General features: G+C 67.4%; 19 protein-coding genes and 1 riboswitch. Of the genes, 8 read left to right on the top strand and 11 right to left on the bottom strand.

Annotation, left to right across the window (positions count from 1 at the left end; translation table 11 throughout):
- Positions 1 to 195: 195 nt before the first annotated feature.
- A complete protein-coding gene (locus BTE28158_RS00670) occupies positions 196 to 879 on the top strand; it encodes a helix-turn-helix domain-containing protein (RefSeq protein ID WP_151048841.1) in 684 nt (227 codons plus the stop codon).
- Between the two features lie 184 nt (positions 880 to 1,063).
- A riboswitch (FMN riboswitch) is annotated at positions 1,064 to 1,212 on the top strand.
- Positions 1,213 to 1,330: 118 nt separating this feature from the next.
- Complete coding sequence (gene ribB, locus BTE28158_RS00665; RefSeq protein ID WP_124621335.1) at positions 1,331 to 2,041, top strand: 3,4-dihydroxy-2-butanone-4-phosphate synthase; 711 nt, start codon at positions 1,331 to 1,333, stop codon at positions 2,039 to 2,041.
- A 90-nt stretch (positions 2,042 to 2,131) separates the two neighbouring features.
- Here the strand turns inward: ribB and BTE28158_RS00660 are convergent, their stop codons facing one another.
- The 4 genes from BTE28158_RS00660 to glpD all read right to left on the bottom strand — a co-directional run bounded on the left by BTE28158_RS00660 (position 2,132) and on the right by glpD (position 7,018).
- A complete protein-coding gene (locus BTE28158_RS00660; protein WP_059607745.1) occupies positions 2,132 to 2,818 on the bottom strand; it encodes an HAD family hydrolase in 687 nt (228 codons plus the stop codon).
- Between the two features lie 261 nt (positions 2,819 to 3,079).
- Positions 3,080 to 3,796, bottom strand: a complete 717-nt coding sequence (locus tag BTE28158_RS00655; RefSeq protein ID WP_151048840.1) for an MIP/aquaporin family protein — start codon at positions 3,794 to 3,796, stop codon at positions 3,080 to 3,082.
- Between the two features lie 90 nt (positions 3,797 to 3,886).
- Positions 3,887 to 5,389 (bottom strand): glycerol kinase GlpK, encoded by a 1,503-nt coding sequence (gene glpK, locus BTE28158_RS00650; RefSeq protein ID WP_151048839.1) that lies wholly within the window; start codon positions 5,387 to 5,389, stop codon positions 3,887 to 3,889.
- A gap of 105 nt (positions 5,390 to 5,494) precedes the next feature.
- Entirely contained in the window at positions 5,495 to 7,018 is a 1,524-nt protein-coding gene (gene glpD / locus BTE28158_RS00645; protein WP_151048838.1) for a glycerol-3-phosphate dehydrogenase, read from the bottom strand.
- A gap of 162 nt (positions 7,019 to 7,180) precedes the next feature.
- Here glpD and BTE28158_RS00640 point away from each other — a divergent pair, with 162 nt between their 5' ends.
- Complete coding sequence (locus BTE28158_RS00640; protein ID WP_151048837.1) at positions 7,181 to 7,549, top strand: hypothetical protein; 369 nt, start codon at positions 7,181 to 7,183, stop codon at positions 7,547 to 7,549.
- Positions 7,550 to 7,638: 89 nt separating this feature from the next.
- Here the strand turns inward: BTE28158_RS00640 and BTE28158_RS00635 are convergent, their stop codons facing one another.
- On the bottom strand, positions 7,639 to 7,836 hold the full coding sequence (locus tag BTE28158_RS00635) for a hypothetical protein (RefSeq protein WP_059607743.1): 198 nt from the start codon (positions 7,834 to 7,836) through the stop codon (positions 7,639 to 7,641).
- A gap of 302 nt (positions 7,837 to 8,138) precedes the next feature.
- Complete coding sequence (locus BTE28158_RS00630; protein ID WP_040141834.1) at positions 8,139 to 8,918, bottom strand: DeoR/GlpR family DNA-binding transcription regulator; 780 nt, start codon at positions 8,916 to 8,918, stop codon at positions 8,139 to 8,141.
- A 221-nt stretch (positions 8,919 to 9,139) separates the two neighbouring features.
- Between BTE28158_RS00630 and BTE28158_RS00625 the strand changes: the two genes are divergently transcribed.
- The 3 genes from BTE28158_RS00625 (at position 9,140) to BTE28158_RS00615 (ending at position 12,501) form a co-directional block, all read left to right on the top strand.
- Positions 9,140 to 10,780 carry a gamma-glutamyltransferase family protein gene (locus BTE28158_RS00625; RefSeq protein ID WP_151048836.1) on the top strand — a complete coding sequence of 547 codons (1,641 nt, stop codon included), beginning with the start codon at positions 9,140 to 9,142 and terminating at the stop codon, positions 10,778 to 10,780.
- Positions 10,781 to 11,092: 312 nt separating this feature from the next.
- On the top strand, positions 11,093 to 11,920 hold the full coding sequence (locus tag BTE28158_RS00620) for a ferritin-like domain-containing protein (protein ID WP_059684382.1): 828 nt from the start codon (positions 11,093 to 11,095) through the stop codon (positions 11,918 to 11,920).
- Positions 11,921 to 11,991: 71 nt separating this feature from the next.
- Positions 11,992 to 12,501, top strand: a complete 510-nt coding sequence (locus tag BTE28158_RS00615) for a hypothetical protein (RefSeq protein WP_151048835.1) — start codon at positions 11,992 to 11,994, stop codon at positions 12,499 to 12,501.
- Here the strand turns inward: BTE28158_RS00615 and BTE28158_RS00610 are convergent.
- From BTE28158_RS00610 to BTE28158_RS00600, 3 genes are all read right to left on the bottom strand, one after another.
- Entirely contained in the window at positions 12,495 to 13,934 is a 1,440-nt protein-coding gene (locus tag BTE28158_RS00610) for a DEAD/DEAH box helicase (protein WP_124621363.1), read from the bottom strand. The two genes, BTE28158_RS00615 and BTE28158_RS00610, sit on opposite strands and share 7 nt — an antisense overlap.
- 127 nt (positions 13,935 to 14,061) lie before the next feature.
- Positions 14,062 to 15,360, bottom strand: a complete 1,299-nt coding sequence (locus BTE28158_RS00605) for a c-type cytochrome (protein ID WP_059528091.1) — start codon at positions 15,358 to 15,360, stop codon at positions 14,062 to 14,064.
- A 19-nt stretch (positions 15,361 to 15,379) separates the two neighbouring features.
- Positions 15,380 to 16,144: a c-type cytochrome gene (locus tag BTE28158_RS00600; RefSeq protein ID WP_059528087.1), complete on the bottom strand. Its 765-nt coding sequence runs from the start codon at positions 16,142 to 16,144 to the stop codon at positions 15,380 to 15,382.
- A gap of 376 nt (positions 16,145 to 16,520) precedes the next feature.
- Between BTE28158_RS00600 and BTE28158_RS00595 the strand changes: the two genes are divergently transcribed.
- Positions 16,521 to 17,453 carry a CopD family protein gene (locus tag BTE28158_RS00595; RefSeq protein ID WP_059607583.1) on the top strand — a complete coding sequence of 311 codons (933 nt, stop codon included), beginning with the start codon at positions 16,521 to 16,523 and terminating at the stop codon, positions 17,451 to 17,453.
- Positions 17,454 to 17,591: 138 nt separating this feature from the next.
- On the opposite strand, the gene dgoD is transcribed toward BTE28158_RS00595, so the two are convergent.
- Positions 17,592 to 18,740 carry a galactonate dehydratase gene (dgoD, locus tag BTE28158_RS00590; RefSeq protein ID WP_040144789.1) on the bottom strand — a complete coding sequence of 383 codons (1,149 nt, stop codon included), beginning with the start codon at positions 18,738 to 18,740 and terminating at the stop codon, positions 17,592 to 17,594.
- Positions 18,741 to 18,896: 156 nt separating this feature from the next.
- Here dgoD and BTE28158_RS00585 point away from each other — a divergent pair, with 156 nt between their 5' ends.
- The gene (locus BTE28158_RS00585; protein ID WP_059607581.1) at positions 18,897 to 19,580 is read left to right on the top strand and encodes a FadR/GntR family transcriptional regulator; all 684 of its coding nucleotides are present in this window, start codon (positions 18,897 to 18,899) and stop codon (positions 19,578 to 19,580) included.
- 21 nt (positions 19,581 to 19,601) lie between these two features.
- On the opposite strand, the gene BTE28158_RS00580 is transcribed toward BTE28158_RS00585, so the two are convergent.
- On the bottom strand, positions 19,602 to 19,847 hold the full coding sequence (locus BTE28158_RS00580) for a DUF1272 domain-containing protein (protein WP_059607579.1): 246 nt from the start codon (positions 19,845 to 19,847) through the stop codon (positions 19,602 to 19,604).
- Positions 19,848 to 19,960 lie beyond the last annotated feature (113 nt).

The following is a 19,960-nucleotide window of genomic DNA, read 5'->3' as shown; positions in this document are numbered from 1 at the left end:
GGTGTGCCGGCGCTATGGCGACAGGAAAAGGTTCGCGAGAAACGCTTTCCTCCGCGATGCTGATAACGGTGTGAAGATAACTTCGTTTGCCGGGTCGGGACCGGGTGATAGCGTCTCGATACGCGCCGTTCGTGGCGCAACCCGATTCCGGCTAACCCCATTCGCAGGGCCGCGCGGCGGCCCGGAGGCCATGTTATGTCTTCACCCCTGGCGCTGGTGCGCGACGTGTCTTCCTTCGAGTCCGGCAATGCCGCCGACGCGCGGACGTCCGCGTCGCTCGACGTCCTCGAGCAGGTTGTCGGCGTGAATCTCGCGCGCTTGCGCGCCGAGCGGCAGCTGTCGCTCGATGCGCTCGCGCGGCTGTCCGGCGTGTCGCGCGCGATGCTCGCGCAGATCGAATCCGCGCGCAGCGTGCCGTCGATCAAGGTGCTCTGCAAGATCGCCGCGGCGCTGAAGGTATCGGTCGCCGCGTTCCTGCGCCGTCATGCGGTGAACGGCTTCGAGCATCTGGCGGCCGAGCGCGCGGCGCGCGTCGTCAGCTCGAACGGCCGCTTCTCGGCGCGCGCGCTGTATCCGGAAGGCGAGCCTGCCGCGGCCGAATTCCACGAGCTGCGGATCGCGCCGCTGCACACGGAACCCGGCACGCGCCGCGCGCCCGGCACGACGGTCAACCTGGTCGTCAGCGAAGGCACGCTCGAAGTCGGCGTGCACGATCGGCGCCAGCTGCTCGCGACCGGCGACGCGATCGTGTTCGACGCCGACCAGCCGTACAGCCTGCGCAATCCGGGCGATAGCGAGGCGCGAGCGTTCCGCGTGACGGTGAGCCCCGAGGTGCCGCCGCGCTGGCTCGTGCCCGACGCCGCGCACGCGGCCGGCTGAACGCGCGGCTCGCAGGGCCGGCGCCGGTTCCGTTCAGGACGGCGTGCAGGCCCGGTGTCGGCCGTTCGGACGGTGCCGTTAGACGGAGTCGTCAGTAAGGTTTTAAGTGTGGTTCGCTGCGCCGCGTGCGCAGCTGATGTATGCTTGGCCCGCCGGTTCCGGGGTAGACCCCGGCCGGTAATCAGTGCGTCTTCAGGGCGGGGCGAAATTCCCCACCGGCGGTAGGCTGGCGTTAGCCGGCGAGCCCGCGAGCGCTCGCGCATCCGCGCGGGGTCAGCAGATCTGGTCGAATACCAGAGCCGACGGTCACAGTCCGGATGAGAGAAGATGTGCAGATAGTCATGTCCGTCAGGGCCGCTTTGCCATGCGTGCGAAGCGGGTTGTCGTTCTGTCTGTTTGCAATGCCCTGAAACGTTTTTCGCCCAAATCGTAATTGCGAGGAGCGTTTCACATGTCCTTCATGTCCGTTTCGTCGGCACCCGCCGACGCCTTTGCCGATCTCCCGTTGCTCGATTCCGAACCGGTGCCGCCGCGCATCGCCGCCGCGCTCGACGCGTTGCGCGCGGGCCGCGCGGTCGTGTTGCAGGACGATCACGACCGTGAAAACGAGGCCGACCTGATCGTCGCCGCCGAGCGCATCACGCCCGAGACGATGGCGCTCCTGATCCGCGAGTGCAGCGGCATCGTGTGCCTGTGCCTGACCGACGACAAGGTCCGCGCGCTCGAGCTGCCGCCGATGGTGCAGACCAACGAGAGCCGCAACGGCACCGCGTTCACCGTGTCGATCGAGGCGCGCGAAGGCGTGCATACCGGCGTGTCCGCGGCCGATCGCGTGACGACGATCCGCGCGGCGATCGCCGACGATGCGAAGCCGTACGACATCGTGCGCCCCGGCCACGTGTTTCCGCTGCGTGCGCAACCGGGCGGCGTGCTTGCGCGCCGCGGTCACACCGAAGGAACGGTCGACCTGTCGATCCTCGCTGGCCTGAAGCCGGCGGGCGTGCTGTGCGAGCTGATGAATCCGGACGGCACGATGACGCGCGGCGACGACGTCGAGCGTTTCGCGCAGCAGCACGGGTTGCCGATGCTGACGATCGCGGAACTCGTCGAATTCCGCGAGGCGCTGGCGGCCGCGCGCGAGCGCTGCTGCGAGCCGGCCTGACGATCGGTGTAGCGGGCGCGCCGATGCGCCCGCGGGACGGCGTGCGCATCGAGCCGCACGCCGGTCATGTGGCTCCGGCGCGACCGTCCGTCAGGACTGCACGTCGCCGAATTCGCCGCGCAGGCCGGCTTCGACGAGCGCCGGCAGTTCATTCATCCTGCGCATGATCCGCGTGATGCCCATCGCGCGCAGCGCGTCCGCGTAGTTGTCCGGGATGTGGCTCGCGCCGACGAACGCGATCGTCTTCATCCCCGCCGCACGCGCGGCGTTCAGGCCCGACACGCTGTCCTCCACGACGATGCAGCGCGTCGGCGCGACGCCGAGCGTCTGCGCCGCGTGCAGGTAGACGTCGGGATAGGGTTTCGGCCGTGCGACCTGCTCGGAGCTGAACACGCGATCGCCGAAGATTTCGGTGAGCGATGCGCGCTTCAGCGAACTGCGCACGCGCACGAGCCGGCTGTTCGATACCACCGCGGCCGGCAGGCTGACCTTCAGCAGCGCGTCGCGCACGCCGCTGATCGGCGCGAGCGATTGTGCGAGACCGGTCTCGATGTTGCGCTCGACGGTCTCGATGAAGTCGTCGGGCATCCGGATGCCGAAACGCGCTTCGAGCCCGGCGAGAAAGCGCGATGTCTGCTGGCCGAAGGCGGACTTCGCGGCGTCTTCGAAATCGAGGTGAGGGAAGGTGGCGGACAGCGTTTCGAACAGCACGCGGTCGGCGATGACTTCGCTGTCGACGAGGACGCCGTCGCAGTCGCAGATAAGGTGATCGAGCATGATGGTGAAGAAGCGGGGTGTCGGCGACGCCGAGCATCCCGCCATGATACGTGCTTTCGAAGTTGCACCGCGAGCCGTTCGGCGCCTGCGTCCCGTCCCGACTATGCACTCCGTCAGGCCGAGGCGTCACCGCGGCGTTGCCCGGCGAGAGCGAGGCGGGCGCGTCGTCGATCGTGTGACGAAAGCAGGGCGGAAGGGGGAGGCGGAAGCACGCGGCAGTTGCTGCCGCGTGCTCGGGATCGAGCTCGATCGAACCCGCGATCAGGCCATCGCGTGCAGGTGCAGATACAGGCCGGCCGCCGCGGCGCCGCCGAGCAGCGGGCCGATCACCGGCACCCACGCATAGCGCCAGTCGCTGTCGCGCTTGCCGGGAATCGGCAGCAGCGCGTGCATGATGCGCGGCGACAGGTCGCGCGCCGGGCTCATCGCATAGCCGGTCGGGCCGCCGAGCGAGATGCCGATGCCAAGCACGAGCAGGCCGACGGGCAGTGCGTCGAGCGCGCCGAGACCGATCTGCGGCGACGCGAGGTACAGCACGCCGAGGATCAGCACGAACGTGCAGATGGCTTCGGTCAGCACGTTGTGCGTGGTGCTGCGGATGGCGGGCGCCGTGCAGAACACCGCGAGCTTCAGGTCCGCATCGACCTCCTTCGCGAAGTGCTGGCGATACGCGAGCCACACGAGCAGCGCGCCGGCCATCCCGCCGAGCATCTGCGCGAGGATGTAGCCGCCGACCTTCGACCATGCGAACTTGCCCGCGAGCGCGAGGCTGATCGTGACGATCGGGTTCAGGTGCGCGCCGCTGAATGACGCGGTCACGTAGACGGCGACGAACACCGCCATCGCCCAGCCCATGACGATCACGATGAGGTCCGCGCCTTTGCCCTTGGTCTTCGCAAGCAGCACGTTTGCGACCGCGCCGTTGCCGAGCAGCACGAGGATCGCCGTGCCGATGAATTCCGCAATATAAGGTGACATGTTGTCTCTCGTAGATGACGGCGGACTCGCGCGTGGCACGGTCCGCCGGTGTTGTTTTAATTCGTTCGGATTGCTTCTGGTTGCCGCGGGTTACTGCGTGTCGTCGGCCCACGCCTTGGCGGCGCGCACCGCGCGTTGCCAGCCGGCCATGCAGCGCTCGACCTGATCCTTCGGCATCGACGGGGAGAAGCGGCGATCGAGCTGCCACTGGCTGCGCACTTCGTCGAGGTTCTTCCAGTAGCCGATCGCGAGGCCCGCGAGATAGGCCGCGCCGAGCGCGGTCGTCTCGGTGATCTGCGGTCGCACCGCGTCGACGCCGAGCAGGTCGGCCTGGAACTGCATCAGCAGATTGTTCGCGCTCGCGCCGCCGTCGACGCGCAGCTCGCCGATGCTGATGCCGGAGTCGGCTTCCATCGCGGCCAGCACGTCGAGCGACTGGTAAGCGATCGCGTCGAGCGCCGCGCGCGCGAGGTGCGCGGACGTCGTGCCGCGCGTGACGCCGAATACCGAACCGCGTGCCCGTGCGTTCCAGTGCGGCGCGCCGAGGCCCGCGAACGCCGGCACGAGATAGACGCCGTCGGTATGCGGCACGCTCGCGGCGAGCGCTTCGATCTCGGCGGCCGACTTGATGATGCCGACGCCGTCGCGCAGCCACTGCACGACCGCGCCCGCGATGAAGATGCTGCCTTCGAGCGCGTACTGCACGTCGTCGCCGATCTGCCAGGCGATCGTCGTGACGAGGTTGTTCTTCGACTCGATCGGCTTGTCGCCGGTGTTCATCATCAGGAAGCAGCCGGTGCCGTAGGTGTTCTTCACCATGCCCGACGTCGTGCACATCTGGCCGAACAGCGCCGCGTGCTGGTCGCCGGCGATGCCCGCGAGCGGGATCTTAGACGCGAACACCGTGGTTTTCGTATGGCCGTAGATTTCCGACGACGCCTTCACTTCCGGCAGCATGCTGCGCGGGATGTCGAGCAGTTCCAGCAGCTCGCTGTCCCACTCGCGCGTGTGGATGTTGAACAGCATCGTGCGCGATGCGTTGGTCACGTCGGTCACGTGCAGTTCGTGCTTCGTGAAGTTCCACACGAGCCAGCTGTCGACGGTGCCGAACGCGAGCTTGCCCTGGCGCGCCTTGTCGCGCGCACCCGGCACGTTGTCGAGGATCCAGCGGATCTTGGTCGCGGAGAAGTACGAGTCGATGGGCAGGCCGGTCTTCGCGCGTACCTTGGCTTCGAGGCCCTGCTTCTTCAGCGAATCGCAGAAGTCGGCGGTGCGGCGGTCCTGCCACACGATCGCGTTGTAGACGGGCTGGCCCGTCTCGCGATCCCAGACGATCGTCGTCTCGCGCTGGTTGGTGATCCCGATCGCGGCGATCGACGTGCCGTTCAGGCCCGTGCGCGTGACCGCTTCGGCGGCGACGCCCGCTTGCGTCGACCAGATTTCCTGCGGGTCGTGCTCGACCCAGCCGGGTTGCGGGTAGATCTGTTCGAATTCCTTCTGGGCGATCGATACGATGTTGCCCTGGCGATCGAACAGCATCGCGCGGGAGCTCGTCGTGCCCTGGTCAAGCGCGAGGATGTACTGATCCTGCATGTCTCTCATCTCCATCCGTGGATTGGCGTAGTTGTGATGCGCGCCGCATGTTACGCGGCGCGTCGGTGAATCAACATCGGTCAGGCAAATGCAACTGCAAACGAATCATGCGTGCGGCGCATGTACGGCGGCGAACCACGCGTCGACCGCGGCCGTCACTGCGTCGAGCGTGCCCGGCGCGACGTGCAGGCCGAGCTTGGAGCGGCGCCACAGCACGTCCTGCGCGCAGGTCGCCCATTCGGCGTCGCGCAGGTAGCGCAGTTCGGCATCGTGGATGCCCGGCGCGATCTCGGCGCCGAGGTCGGCGAGCGACGTCGCGCCGTCGACCACGCGTTCCGCGCGCGTGCCGTACGCGCGCGCGTAGCGGCGTGCGAGTGCGGCGGGCAGCCACGGATGGCGCTTCGCGAACTGCGCGGCGAACGCGTCGAACTTCGCATCGGCGATGTCGCCGCCCGGCAGCGCGACGCCGGCCGTCCAGGTCTTCGCGTCGCGGCCGAGCGCGCGGCACAGCATGTCGCCGGCTTCTTCCGCGAGCTTGCGGAACGTCGTGATCTTGCCGCCGAACACGGACAGCAGCGGGGCGCCCGCGCCGTCGTCCAGCTCGAGACGGTAGTCGCGCGTGACGGCCGATGCGTTCGCGGCGTTCTCGTCTTCCAGCAGCGGGCGCACGCCCGAGTAGGTCCAGTGCACGTCGGCCGGCGAGATCTTGCGCTTGAAGTAGCGGTTGATCGAATCGCACAGGTACTGCGTTTCGTCGCGATCGATCGCGACCTTCGCAGGATCGTTCGTGTATTCGACGTCGGTCGTGCCGATCAGCGTGAAATCGTGTTCGTACGGAATCGCGAAGATGATCCGCTTGTCCGGGTTCTGGAAGATGTACGCGTGGTCGTGATCGAACAGGCGGCGCGTGATGATGTGGCTGCCCTTCACAAGCCGCACGCTGTGCTGCGCGCCGCGGCCGAGCGCGCCGTGCAGCACTTCGCCGACCCACGGGCCGGCCGCGTTCGCGATCGCGCGCGCATGCACGACGCGGATCGACCCGTCGGCGTGCTGCAGCCGCGCTTCCCATTCGTCGCCGCGGCGTTCGGCGGACACCAGCTTCGTGCGCGTCAGGATCTCGGCGCCGCGCTCCTTCGCATCCATCGCGTTCAGCACGACGAGGCGCGCGTCGTCGACCCAGCCGTCCGAATAGACGAAGCCGCGCTTGATCGAATCGATCAGCGGTGCGCCGGCCGCATGGCGGCGCATGTCGATGCCGCGCGAGCCGGGCAGCAGTTCGCGTTTCGCGAGGTGATCGTAAAGGAACAGGCCGATGCGGATCAGCCAGGCCGGACGCAGGTTCGGCATGTGCGGCATCACGAAGCGCAGCGGCCACATGATGTGCGGCGCCGCGCGCAGCAGCGTCTCGCGCTCCTGCAGCGCCTTGCGCACGAGCCCGAACTCGTTGTATTCGAGGTAGCGCAGGCCGCCGTGAATCAGCTTCGTGCTGGACGACGACGTGTGCGACGCGAGATCGTCCTGCTCGCAGAGCATGACCGACAGGCCGCGGCCGGCCGCATCGCGCGCGATGCCAGCGCCGTTGATGCCGCCGCCGACGACGAGCAGATCGTAGCGATTCGGTTGGGTCACCTGCTGTCCTTATCGTCTGAGGGAAATGGATGAACAGAAAATGTTCGAATTCGAAATTTAACGAACGAAATCGAAAAAGTAAAGTTCGAAAAAGCGGGGCCAGTAGCGCGCGACACGATCCCGGACGATACTGGCGGAATCGACCGTTTCGCGAGGTGAATCATGCGTATTGGGATGTGGGCCGGCGTGTGCGCCGTGCTTCTGGCGGGGTGCGGCGCCGGCATGCCGCCGCTCGTCGGCAACTGGCGCACGCCGTCGTTCGTCGACCTGCAGACGTCGTGCGGCGGCACGGCGCGCGACTGGGGCGCGGACGCGCAGCCGGTCTACGCGACGCTGTACGACGCGTATGTGGCGAAACGGTATCGCGGGCTGACCGAAGCGAACTATTGTGCGTTCGTAAACGAACTTTCGACGCGCTATGCGGCGCCTGATGCGGCGGCGCGTGCCGGCTGGATCGCGTATTTCAACGGCGCGCGTGCGCAGGCCATCAGCTGGCGGGCGGCGGTCGATCCGACGTTGCGCGGCGGCTGAAGCAGGCCGCGGCGGGCTGGCGGCGGGTGCGGGAACGGCCGCGCGGCCCGGAATCCGGGCCGCGCGGTCAGGTCAGGAACGGTGTGGTTTTACGAATATCGGTATTTGATGGATCGCAGCGCGGCGTCGCCGGTTTCGGTCACGCAGTATTTGCGCCCCGATCCGAGTGCTTCCAGGCGAACGAGCTGCTGTTCGAGCAGTGCGTCGATCTCGTCCCGATCCATGTTGGTTTGATCGGGGGCGTCTTTCACAAGCAATAGCGTGGCGAATTCATGCGGACTCAGCATCGTTCTCTCCATGGCGACCAGTCAGCCCGCGCGGCCGGCGTAAAAACCGACGCGCGATACCCATCGGGATATGGCTTGGGGGGAAAGCTGTATTCGCCGGCCATGCCATTCGTCCGCGCCCTGGCACAGGCGGAACGGTCGAACGGGCCGGGGAACTGGAGTCTAGTCGAGCGCGCGGGCAACGACAAATCGTGCCCCGTTAATTTTCCCTTTGACAGCCGGGCCGCGCGCAAGCGGTTTGCTTGCGACGCCAACTTCTTGATTTCACTTGAAGTTTCGGGTGCGGTGCAGCATCGGTGCGGTCATTCCGCGACGTAGACCTGGGTGCCGGCGGCCGCCACCGTATCGGCCATCTCGGGGGGCAGCGGCTTGTCGGTGAAGAGCGCGTGCACCTGGCTCAGATGGCCCTGGCGCACCAGCGCGGGCCGGCCGACCTTCGAATGGTCGGCCACGAGGTAGACCGTGCGCGCATGCTGCATGATCGCCTCGGCCACGCGCACCTCGCGCGTGTCGAAGTCGCGCAGCGTGCCGTCGGCCTCGATCGCCGACGTGCCGATGATCGCGTAGTCGACCTTGAACTGGCGGATGAAGTCGATCGCGAGTTCGCCGACGATCCCCTTGTCCCACGGCCGCACGATGCCGCCCGTGATCAGCACCTCGCAGTCGGGGTAGCCGCTCATCATCGACGCAACGTTCAGGTTGTTCGTGATCACGTGCAGCCCATGGTGGCGGTTCAGCGCGCGCGCAACTTCCTCGGTCGTGGTGCCGAGGTTGATGAACAGCGATGCCTGGTCGGGTATGTGCGACGCGGCGAGCGCCGCGATGCGCCGCTTCTCGTCGTGGAACATCCGCTGGCGCGCGGTGTACGACACGTTCTCCGAGCTGGTCGGCAGGCTCGCGCCGCCGTGGTAGCGGCGCAGCAGGTTCAGGTCGGCGAGCCAGTTCACGTCGCGGCGGATCGTCTGCGGCGTGACCGCGAAGTGCGCGGCGAGATCGTCGACGGTCACGAAGCCGTCACGCTGCACCCATTCGAGCAGTTCCTGCTGGCGCGCGTTGAGGGTGAGGCGGGGATCTCGGGTCATGGCTCGGCGGTCATCGTGAGGCGGAGCGGGTATTGTAAGGGCGGGAAGCGCGTTCGACCGGCCTCCGGCATATCACTGTGCGGAATTCATGCGTAAAGCACATGTATTCATGTGACAAATGAATTTGTGCGATCGCGCGGATCGCGCTGCAATGGCGGACTGTCCGCGCGCACCGGTCGTGCGTCCGGCGCGTTCATTCAGCTTTCGACGAGGTGCAACCGATGACTGGCTTCAACTGGCACAACCCGTATCCGACGACCCGCATTCCGGTGTTCGCGCGCAACGTCGTGTCGACGTCGCACCCGCTCGCGGCGCAGGCCGGTCTGCGGATGCTGTGGAAGGGCGGCAATGCCGTGGATGCGGCGCTGGCCGCGGCGGCCGCGATCACGGTGGTCGAGCCCGTGTCGTGCGGGCTCGGAGGCGATGCGTTCGCGCTCGTGTGGGACGGCGCGCGGCTGTCGGGGTTGAATGCGTCGGGCGTCGCGCCGGCCGCGTGGAACCCCGAATACTTCCGCCAGCGCCACGGCGAGGACGCACGCGGCATCGCGAACAAGCCGACGCGCGGCTGGGACACCGTCACCGTGCCGGGCGTGATCGCGGGCTGGGAAGCGCTGCACGCGAAGTTCGGTTCGCTGCCGTTCGCGGACCTGCTCGAGCCGGCGATCGAGATCGCCGAGCGCGGCTATTCGGTGTCGCCGATCGTCGCGCACAAGTGGGCGGCCGCGGTGCCCGAGCTGCACGCGCTGCCGGGCTTCGCCGATACCTTCATGCCGCGTGGGCGCGCGCCGCTCGTCGGCGAGCGCATGTGCCTGCCGGGCCACGCGCGGACGCTGCGCACCCTCGCGAAGGACGGTCCGCGCGCGTTCTACGAGGGCGCGCTCGCCGGGCAGATCGCGGCATTCGCGCGCGAAGGCGGCGGCGCGCTGACCGAAGCCGACCTGCGTGCGTACCGGCCGGAATGGGTCGAACCGATCGGCAAGCGCTTCGGCCGCCACACGATTCACGAGATTCCGCCGAACGGGCAGGGCATCGCGGCGCTGATCGCGCTCGGGATCGCCGAACATGCGGGCGTGGCCGAATGGCCGGTCGATTCGGCCGACTCGCAGCACCTGCAGATCGAGGCGATGAAGCTCGCGTTCGCGGACGTCTATCGCTACGTCGCCGATCCGCGCGCGATGGACGTGACGCCCGCGCAGATGCTCGACGACGCCTATCTCGCGGAACGCGCGAAGCTGATCGATCGCGCGCGCGCGACGCACTTCGCTGCCGGCCGGCCGCATTCGGGCGGCACGATCTATCTGTCCGCGGCGGACGAGCGCGGGATGATGGTGAGCTTCATTCAGTCGAACTACATGGGTTTCGGTTCGGGGCTCGTCGTGCCGGGTACCGGCATTGCGTTGCAGAACCGCGGGCACGGCTTCTCGATGGACCCGGCGTCGCCGAACGTGGTCGCGGGCGGCAAGCGGCCGTTTCATACGATCATCCCGGCGTTCGTCACCGAGGAAGTCGATGGCCGCACCGAGGCGGCGATGAGTTTCGGCGTAATGGGCGGCGACATGCAGCCGCAGGGCCACCTGCAGACCGTCGTGCGGATGCTCGGCTACGGGCAGCAGCCGCAGGCCGCCTGCGACGCGCCGCGCTGGAAGGTCAATCGCGACTTCACGCTCGACGTCGAGTCGACGATGAATCGTGAGACGGTCGATGCGCTCGCCGCGCGCGGTCATACAATCAAATCGATCGACGATCCTTACATGGATTTCGGCTCGGGGCAGTTCGTGTGGCGGCTCGATCGCGACGATCCCGAGCGCGGCTACGTGGCCGCGAGCGACAGCCGCCGCGACGGTCTCGCGGCCGGTTTCTGACGGAACGCTTCCGGTCTTGCGCTCGACGGGCGGCCGGATGGCCGCCCGTTTTGCTTGACGCAGCGCATCTCATCGAACGCGCGCACCCGGTTCGAACAACTCATCTAACGAACCGCAGCATGCGCGGCGGAACTGCGCCCGTCGGCTATGGTCAGTGCTTTGAAGCACGAACATAAAAGTCCGGCTAAGATGCCAGGATGGTTCGGCCGGACCAACTCACTAAAAATGCAAGCAAAACGTCGCCTGCGGGCGCGCCGGGCCTGTGCCGAAGATCGGGCCGGCCGGCCGCGCGACGACTGGGAGCGCACCACCATGCCTACTGAAACGACGCATGTCATGCCGTGGCGTATCGAGGACATCGACCTGAACCGGATCGATCGTCAGCGCGCCGCCGCGAATGAGGATCTGCTGCTGTTGCTGTGCGCGTCGTCGTTCATCGAAAGCGGCTCGGATCTCTACACGAGCAACCTGAGCGAGTTCTTCAACGACGATCCGGAAGTGTCCGCGTGGCTCAACAATGCGTGGGAGCACGAGGAACTGCAGCACGGGCGCGCGCTGAAGGCGTACATTGCGCACGTGTGGCCCGAGTTCGACTGGGATACCGCTTTCGCGAATTTCTTCGCCGAGTATTCGAAGACCTGCTCGGTCGACGCGTTCGAGAAGACCCGTGCGCTCGAGATGGTCGCGCGCTGCGTTGTCGAGACGGGCACGGCCACGCTCTATCGCGCGATCAACGAATGCTCGGACGAGCCGGTGCTGAAGGAAATCACCGACAACATCCGCACGGACGAAGTGCGTCACTACAAGCACTTCTTCAAGTTCTTCAAGAAGTACAACAAGCTCGAAGGCAACGGTCGGCTCGCGGTGCTCGGCGCACTGATGCGCCGTGTGATGGAAATCAAGAACGAGGATTCCGAGATCGCGCTGCGCCACGTATTCGCGATCCGCTACCCGGATCGTGTCGGCGACAATCAATACAACCGCGAGCGCGCTGCGCGCATCAGCTCGCTCGTGCGTCGCAACCTGTCGGCCGACATGTGCGTGAAGATGCTGCTCAAGCCGCTCGACCTGCCCGCGAAGATCCAGCCGAGTGTCCACTATCCGCTGACGAAGATCACGCGGCACGTGTTCATGCGCTGAATGTCGCCGCGCGGTCCGGCGGCGCGCGTATGCTTCGGCATCATCGTCTGCTTCTCACCGGGGCCGCCATCATGACCGATACCCATCGCCACGCGCTCGAACAATGGACGTTCGACGCGTGGCCGCCGGCCGTCGTTGCGCTGTTCGACGGCACCGCGCTCGAACGCCATGCCGACTTCGCCGCATCGCTGATCGTCGCGACCGACGATGGCCAGTTGCGCACGACGCTGCTCAGCGTCGGCGAGATTCATGCACGCGACGCACGCACGCTGCTGCTTGCGCTATGGCCGCAATCGCGCGCGGCGCGCGCGCTGGCGCAACGGCGCGCGGCCGCGTTGACGCTCGTCGCGGACGGCGCATTCTTTCAGGCACAACTGAGGATCGAGCCGCTCGAAGGAGACTTCGGCGGACTGGCCGGGTTCGCCGCGACGATCGCGCATGGCGATGCGCAGCGGGTTGGCTATGCCCGTCTCGCGACGGGTATCACGTTCGCGCTGGAAGGGGAGGCGCGCGCCGAGGTGTTCGCGCGCTGGCAGCGCCAGGTCGAGCACCTGCGGCGCGCGGCCGCGCGGCTTCAGTGACCGCGCTGGCCGCTGCGCGACGAACGGTTGCGGTTCGCGTGCGCGGCATTGCCGGTCGCTGGACGCGCGCCGTTGCCGCCTGACGGGCGACCGCCGGCGCCGGCGTTGCCGCTCGCGCTGCCGGCCGTGCGCGGCTTGGCCGCCTTCGCAGCCTTCGGCTGCGCATTGCCTTCGCGCTTCGCGGCCGGCTGGCCGGAGCCGCCTGCACGCGGCTGGCGATTGCCGCCACCACCACCGCCGCGCGGCTGCTGCTGTCCGCGGCGTTGCTGGATCGGCTCCGGCTTCACGTTCGGATCGGGTTCGAAGCCCGCGATCACCTCCTGCGGAATCTCGCGCTTGATCAGCCGCTCGATGTCGCGCAGCAGCTGCTTCTCGTCGACGCATACGAGCGACACGGCTTCGCCCGTCGCGCCCGCGCGGCCCGTGCGGCCGATCCGGTGCACGTAATCTTCCGGCACGTTCGGCAGGTCGAAGTTGACGACGTGCGGCAGCTGGTCGATGTCGATCCCGCGTGCGGCGATGTCGGTCGCGACCAGCACCTGCAGCGTGCTGTTCTTGAATTCCGCAAGCGCGCGCGTGCGGGCCGACTGGCTCTTGTTGCCGTGGATCGCCATCGCGCTGATGCCGTCCTTCGTCAGCTGTTCCGCGAGCCGGTTCGCACCATGCTTGGTGCGCGTGAACACGAGCACCTGGAACCAGTTGTGTTCGCGGATCAGGTGCGTGAGCAACTCGCGCTTGCGATCGCGGTCGACCGGGTGGATCTTCTGCGCGATGCTTTCGGCGGTGGTATTGCGGCGCGCGACCTCGATCAGTGCCGGCGAATCGAGCAGGCTGTCGGCGAGCGACTTGATCTCGTCGGAGAAGGTGGCCGAGAACAGCAGGTTCTGGCGTTGCGGCGGCAGCTTCGCGAGCACGCGCTTGATGTCGTGGATGAAGCCCATGTCGAGCATCCGGTCGGCTTCGTCGAGCACGAGGATGTCGAGATCCGACAGGTCGATCGTCTTCTGCTGCATGTGGTCGAGCAGACGGCCCGGCGTCGCGACGACGATGTCGACGCCGCGCTTGAGCGCATCGATCTGAGGATTGATGCTGACGCCGCCGAACATCACGGTCGAGCGCAGCTTCAGGTACTTGCTGTACGCGCGCACGCTTTCCTCGACCTGGGCGGCGAGTTCGCGCGTCGGCGTGAGGATCAGCGCACGCACCGCGCGCTTCGCGCCGCGATGCTCGGCGTAGAAGGTGTGCAGGCGCTGCAGGATCGGCAGCGTGAAACCGGCGGTCTTGCCTGTGCCGGTCTGTGCGCCGGCGAGCAGGTCGCCGCCGCCGAGGACGGCCGGGATCGCCTGCTGCTGGATGGGAGTCGGCGACGTGTAGCCGAGCTCGTTGACTGCCCTGACGAGCGGTTCGGCCAGGCCGAGAGATTCGAAAGACATAGATACCACTCTTGAGTTTTATGATCGGCGACGCCTCGCGCGGCCCGCGCGGGGACTGGCGTCGCAAAAAGCAAAGGGGCGCGGCTGCGGTTTCCCGCAGCCGCGCCCCGTTTGCGTCACGCGTTATTTAGTCAAGCGGCGCGGAACGCAGGTCACTCACCTGTTGCGGCGAGATCGGCGTACCGTTGTTGCCCCAGGACATCCGGATATACGTTACAACGGCTGCGACTTCCTGGTTCGACAGCGACTGCGCGAACGGCGGCATGCCGTAGGGGCGCGGATTCTTGAACGTGCTCGGCGGATAGCCGCCATTCAGCACCATGCGGATCGGGTTGACTGCCGATTCCATCACGATCGAATGGTTGCCCGCGAGCGGCGGATACGCCGGCGGCTTGCCCGCGCCGGTTTCGGCGTGGCAGGTCGCGCAGTTGTCCGCGTAGATCTTCTTGCCCTGGTCGAACAGCGCGTTGCCGAATTGCTTCGACGGCTCGTACTGCATGTTCTTCGGCGCTTCAGCCTTCTGCGGGATCGACTTCAGGTACGTCGACATCGCGCGCGTATCTTCGTCGCTCATGTACTGCAGGCTGTTGTGAACGACGTCGGCCATCGGGCCGAACACCGCACCCTTGTTCGACACGCCGGCCTGCAGCAGGTCCGACAGCTCCTGCACGTGCCAGTCGCCGAGGCCGAGTTCCTTGTCGTTCGTCAGCGAGGGCGCATACCAGTTCTGCAGCGGGATCAGGCCGCCCGCGAAGGCCGCCGAGCTCACCGGGCCGCCCATCATGTTGATCGACGTGTGGCACATCGAGCAGTGGCCGAGGCCTTCGACGAGGTACGCGCCGCGGTTCCATTCGACCGACTTGGTCGGATCCGGCTTGTATTCGCCTTCCTTGAAGAACAGCGTGCGCCAGCCGATCAGCAGGTTGCGGTTGTTGAACGGGAACTTCAGTTCATGCGGACGGCTCGGCACCGAGACCGGCGGGACCGAGCGCAGGTACGCGTAGATCGCGTCCGAGTCGGCGCGCGTGACCTTCGTGTAGCTCGCGAACGGGAAGCCCGGGTAGAGCAGGCTGCCGTCCTTCGAACGGCCGGTGTGCATCGCGCGGTAGAAGTCGTCCGACGTCCACTTGCCGATACCGTCCTTGTCGTCCGGCGTGATGTTCGGCGTGTACATCGTGCCGAACGGCGTCGCCATCGGCAGGCCGCCCGCGAACGACTTGCCGCCGCGCACGGTGTGGCACGCGATACAGTCGCCGACGCGCGCGAGGTATTCGCCCTTCTTGATCAGCGCGGCCTGGTCGGCCGGCGTGGCCGCGACGGCAGCGTTGCCGTGCAGCGTGTCGTTGCCCGGCCACAGGACCGGCACGAGGGCGGCAGCCGCGACGATCGCGACGGCCGAGAGTGCAAACAGGGACTTGCGTTTCATTGTGTCTGTCTCCCTTGCCTTATTGCGGTTCGCTGCCGCAGGCGAGCGGAGTCTTCATCGAACGCGCCGGGGCCGGCACGGGGTTGGCGGGCGCCGGTTGCGCGGCGAGCCATGCGGTCACGGCCGTCACGTCTTCGTCCGACAGCTTCGACGCGATTTCGTGCATGCAATCCGGTGCCTTCGCGTGGCGGTTGCCCGAGCGCCATGCGCCGAGCTGTGCGCTCAGGTAATCGGCGTGCAGGCCGACGAGGCCCGGGATCGCCGGCTGCATGCCGGTCAGGCCCGCGCCGTGGCAGGCCACGCAGGCCGGCAGCTTGCGCGACGGATCGCCTTGCGTGACGAGCTGTTTGCCGCGCGCGAGCGTGGCAGCCGGCAGCGTCGGCTTGGCCGGCGTCGGGTACGGCGGGCGCTCGGCCGAGAAGTGCTCGGCGATCTCTTTCAGGTAATCGTCGTTCAGGTACGTCAGCAGATAGTTCATCGGCGGGTACTTGCGCCGGCCATCACGGAAGTTGACGAGCTGGTTGTACAGGTACTCCGCCGGCTTGCCGGCAAGCCGCGGGAAATAGTCGTTGTCCGTACCCTGGCCGTGAACGCCATGGCATGCGGTACAGCCGCGCACACGCTCGGCCATGGTATCGGGTGCCTTGAGCGGCGCCTGCTGGGCGTGCGCTTGCTCCGTGGGCTTGGTCTGCGCTTGGGCAGCGCTCGTAAGGCCCGCGCCACCGATCAGGAGAACGGCAAGCAACGGACGGAAGAGGCGTCTTGAAGACACACGAGACTCCATGTTTATTCGTCGGGGACCTGTCCGGGCTACGATCGGCTCGGCGCATGGACGGCAGGACAGCCGGGCTGCTGCGACGCGGCATTCTATCATCGATGGGTAATGACGGCTATTTGGCAAAAGGACATCGGTTCCTGCCTGATTGCGACTTGCGACAATTTGACGCGCTTTGTGCGCGGGTTGTGTGAACCGGCGTGCGCTTTGACCATCGAAGACCTACACTCGCGGGTCGCGCGGCGCCGCCTTCGCCGCAGACCCAGTCATTTCTCCCGTTTCCGGATTCATCGATGACGTTCCCTACCATGCCGTTGCCGTCTTCCCGCTGTCATTCCATTTGCCGCCGCACCGCAGGCCGGCCGTTCCCGGGAGGGCGCGCGCGATGAGGATCGACAGCTTGTGGATCGGGCAGGTCGCGTTGGCGGCATTGATGGACGCGACCTTCGCGATGGCCGTCGGCTCGGCGCTGCTCAAGGCGTGGCTCGGCAAGGACGGCGCGCGGCCGGTCGTCGCGCCGTCGCATCCCGCGTGGCTGCGCGCGCAACATTCGCTGGTCGCGGCGGCGCTGGCGCTCGTGCTCGCCGATCTCGGCTGGCTGGTGTACGAAGCCGCGTCGATGAGCGGCGCGGGGCTCGGCGGCGCGTTCGCCGCGATTCCCGTCATGCTCGCGCAGACGCACACGGGCTTCGCGTGGAGCGTCGCGTTCGCCGGCGCCGTCGTGCTCGCGATCGTCGCGCTGGCGAAGCCCGAGGGCCCGGTCGCGCACGCGGTGCTGTGGTTCGCGGTGATCGTGGTCGCGGCCGGCAAGGCGTCGCTCGGCCATGCGGCCGATACCGGCCCGCTGTCCGCGGCGGTCGGGGTGCAGACGCTGCACCTGCTCGCCACCGCGGTGTGGGGCGGCCTCGTGCTCGCGGGCGGGCTCGCGGTGCTGCCGGTGCTCGGCTCGTCGGTCGCGCGCGGCGCGCTGATCCGGATCGGCCAGCAACTGTCGCGCACGTCGGCGATCGCGGTCGTGTTCGTGCTCGGCACGGGCGTGCTCAACGCGCTGCGCGGGCTCGGCGGCTCGCTCGCGCCGCTCGACGGCAGCACGTGGGGGCGCGTGCTGTTGCTCAAGCTGCTGCTCGTCGCGCTCGCGCTCGTGCTCGGCGGGTTGAACCGCTTCTCCGCGCTGCCGCGCCTGCGCCGTACCGCGTCGACCGAAGACGCGCACACGTTCCGCAACATCCTGCATCTCGAGGCGCTGACGATGGTCGGCGTATTCGTCGCGGCCGCCGTGCTGTCGTTCAGCGTGCCGGGGTTCGCGGCGCTCGGCTGACGGCCGGGGCGGCGCGGTGCCGGGCCGGATGCCCGCGCGTCGCGTGCGTCAGATGCACAAACGGCCGCCTGTCGGGCGGCCGTCTCGAAGCCGTGCGCGGCATGCGCGCCGCGCAACGCACCTCATCTCACGCCCTCATCACCACTCGGCGACGCTGCCGTCCGCGTGACGCCACACCGGGTTGCGCCAGCGATGTCCCGTCTTCGCCATCTCGCGCACTTTCTCCTCATTGACGTCGATGCCGAGCCCCGGGCCCTGCGGGATCGCGACGAAGCCGTCTTCGTAGCGGAATACCTCGGGGTTGCGCAGGTAGTCGAGCAGGTCGTTGCCCTGGTTGTAGTGGATGCCGAGGCTCTGTTCCTGGATGAACGCGTTGTAGCTGACTGCATCGAGCTGCAGGCACGCGGCCAGCGCGATCGGGCCGAGCGGGCAGTGCAGCGCGAGCGCGACGTCGTAGCTTTCCGCGAGCGTCGCGATCTTGCGGCACTCGGTGATGCCACCCGCGTGCGACGCATCGGGCTGGATGATGTCGACGTAGCCGCCCGCGAGGATGTGCTTGAAATCCCAGCGCGAGTACAGCCGCTCGCCGAGCGCGATCGGCGTGTTGGTCTGGTTGACGATGTCGCGCAGCGCCTCGGCGTTTTCCGACAGCACCGGCTCCTCGATGAACATCAGCTTGTACGGATCGAGCTCCTTCGCGAGCACCTTCGCCATCGGCTTGTGCACGCGGCCGTGGAAGTCGACGCCGATCCCGACGTGCGGGCCGACCGCGTCGCGCACCGCCGCGACGTTCGCGATCACCTGCTCGACCTTGTCGTACGTGTCGACAATCTGCAACTCCTCGGAGCCGTTCATCTTCACGGCCTTGAAGCCGCGCTCGACCACCGCGCGCGCGTTGTTCGCGACGTCGCTCGGTCGGTCGCCGCCGATCCACGAATACACCTTGATGCGGTCGCGCACCTGGCCGCCGAGCAGCGCGTGCACGGGCACGCCGTGATGCTTGCCCTTGATGTCCCACAACGCCTGGTCGACACCCGCGATCGCGCTCATCGTGATCGGGCCGCCGCGGTAGAAGCCGGCGCGGTACATCACCTGCCAGTGATCCTCGATCAGCAGCGGATCCTTGCCGACCAGATAGTCGGCGAGTTCGTGCACGGCGGCTTCGACCGTGTGCGCGCGGCCCTCGACGACCGGTTCGCCCCAGCCGACAATCCCTTCGTCGGTTTCGATCTTGAGGAACAGCCAGCGCGGCGGGACGACGAAGGTTTCGAGGCGGGTGATTTTCATGTCGCGAGTCTCCAGGGTTGACCGGCGCGGACATGCGGATGCGGCGCCGGTCGAATGCGTGACGGTTATCCTAGCGTAGCCCGATAAAAAATAGTATTAATAGCACTATTGTGCAGATAGTGGGCAGCCGCCCGCGCACCTGGCCACCGGAGAACGATCATTCAACGCGACCTGCATGGACAGACGGCCTTCCGGCTGGCGACGGCGATCCTGCGCGGCGACTATCCGCCCGAGTCGCTGCTGCCGCGGGAGCCGGACCTGATGGAGATGTTCGGTGTAAGCCGTACGGTGATGCGCGAGGCGCTGCGCACGCTGACGTCGAAGGGGCTGGTCGAATCGCGGCCGAAGGTCGGCACGCGCGTGCGGCCGCGCCGCGCATGGAACCTGCTCGACGCCGACTTGCTCGACTGGTACGCGCGCGTCGCGCCGCCGCTCGCGTTCGCGCTGAAGCTGCAGGAGATGCGCGAGATGATCGAGCCGCATGCGGCCGCGCTGGCCGCGCGTGCACACGGGCCGGGCGCCTTTGACGCGATCGAGGACGCGGTGCGCGCGATGGCCGCCGCCCGCAACATAGACGAATGGGTGCGCGCGGACCTGCGCTTTCACCTGAGCGTGCTGGAGGCCGGCGGCAACGAGCTGCTGGTGCCGCTCGGTGCGCTGATCGATCGGACGCTCGAGGCACAGCTGCATCTGAACGCGCGCCGGGCGCATGTGTTCAACGCGTCGCTCGCGGAGCACGTGGCCGTCAGCGACGCGATTCGCGTGCGCGACGAGGACGGCGCGCGCCGCGCGATGGCGTCGCTGCTCGCGGTGACGCGCGCGCGGATCGAGATGTCTTGACGGGGAGGGCGGTGCGGGCCTTCAGTGGTTCGCGCAGCCGCCAGGTTTCAGCACGCGTTGCGTCGACGCCGGATATTTCGCGAGCAGGCTCGCCGGGCGGCGCGGCCGCACCACCAGATCGCCGCCGCAGTTCGGGCAGCAGCCCTTCAGCACGTCGTCCGCGCAGGTCGCGCAGAACGTGCATTCGAAGGTGCAAATGCGTGCGTCCGGCGAATCGGGCGGCAGGTCCTTGTCGCAGCATTCGCAGCCGGGGCGCAGTTCGAGCATGGCGGTTTTCCTCGTGGTCGGCGTGGGTGGGGCGGGCGCTGTCGCACAATGCGCGCGACGCGGTGCGCGCTACTGTACGCGCTTGAATCGGCCCCGCCAATGGTCTCCGGTCA

It is taken from the genome of Burkholderia diffusa (assembly GCF_902499115.1).
Classification (GTDB): domain Bacteria; phylum Pseudomonadota; class Gammaproteobacteria; order Burkholderiales; family Burkholderiaceae; genus Burkholderia; species Burkholderia diffusa.
The sequence above is the reverse complement of the archived record's forward strand: the minus strand, read 5'-3'. Positions and strand labels throughout refer to the sequence as shown.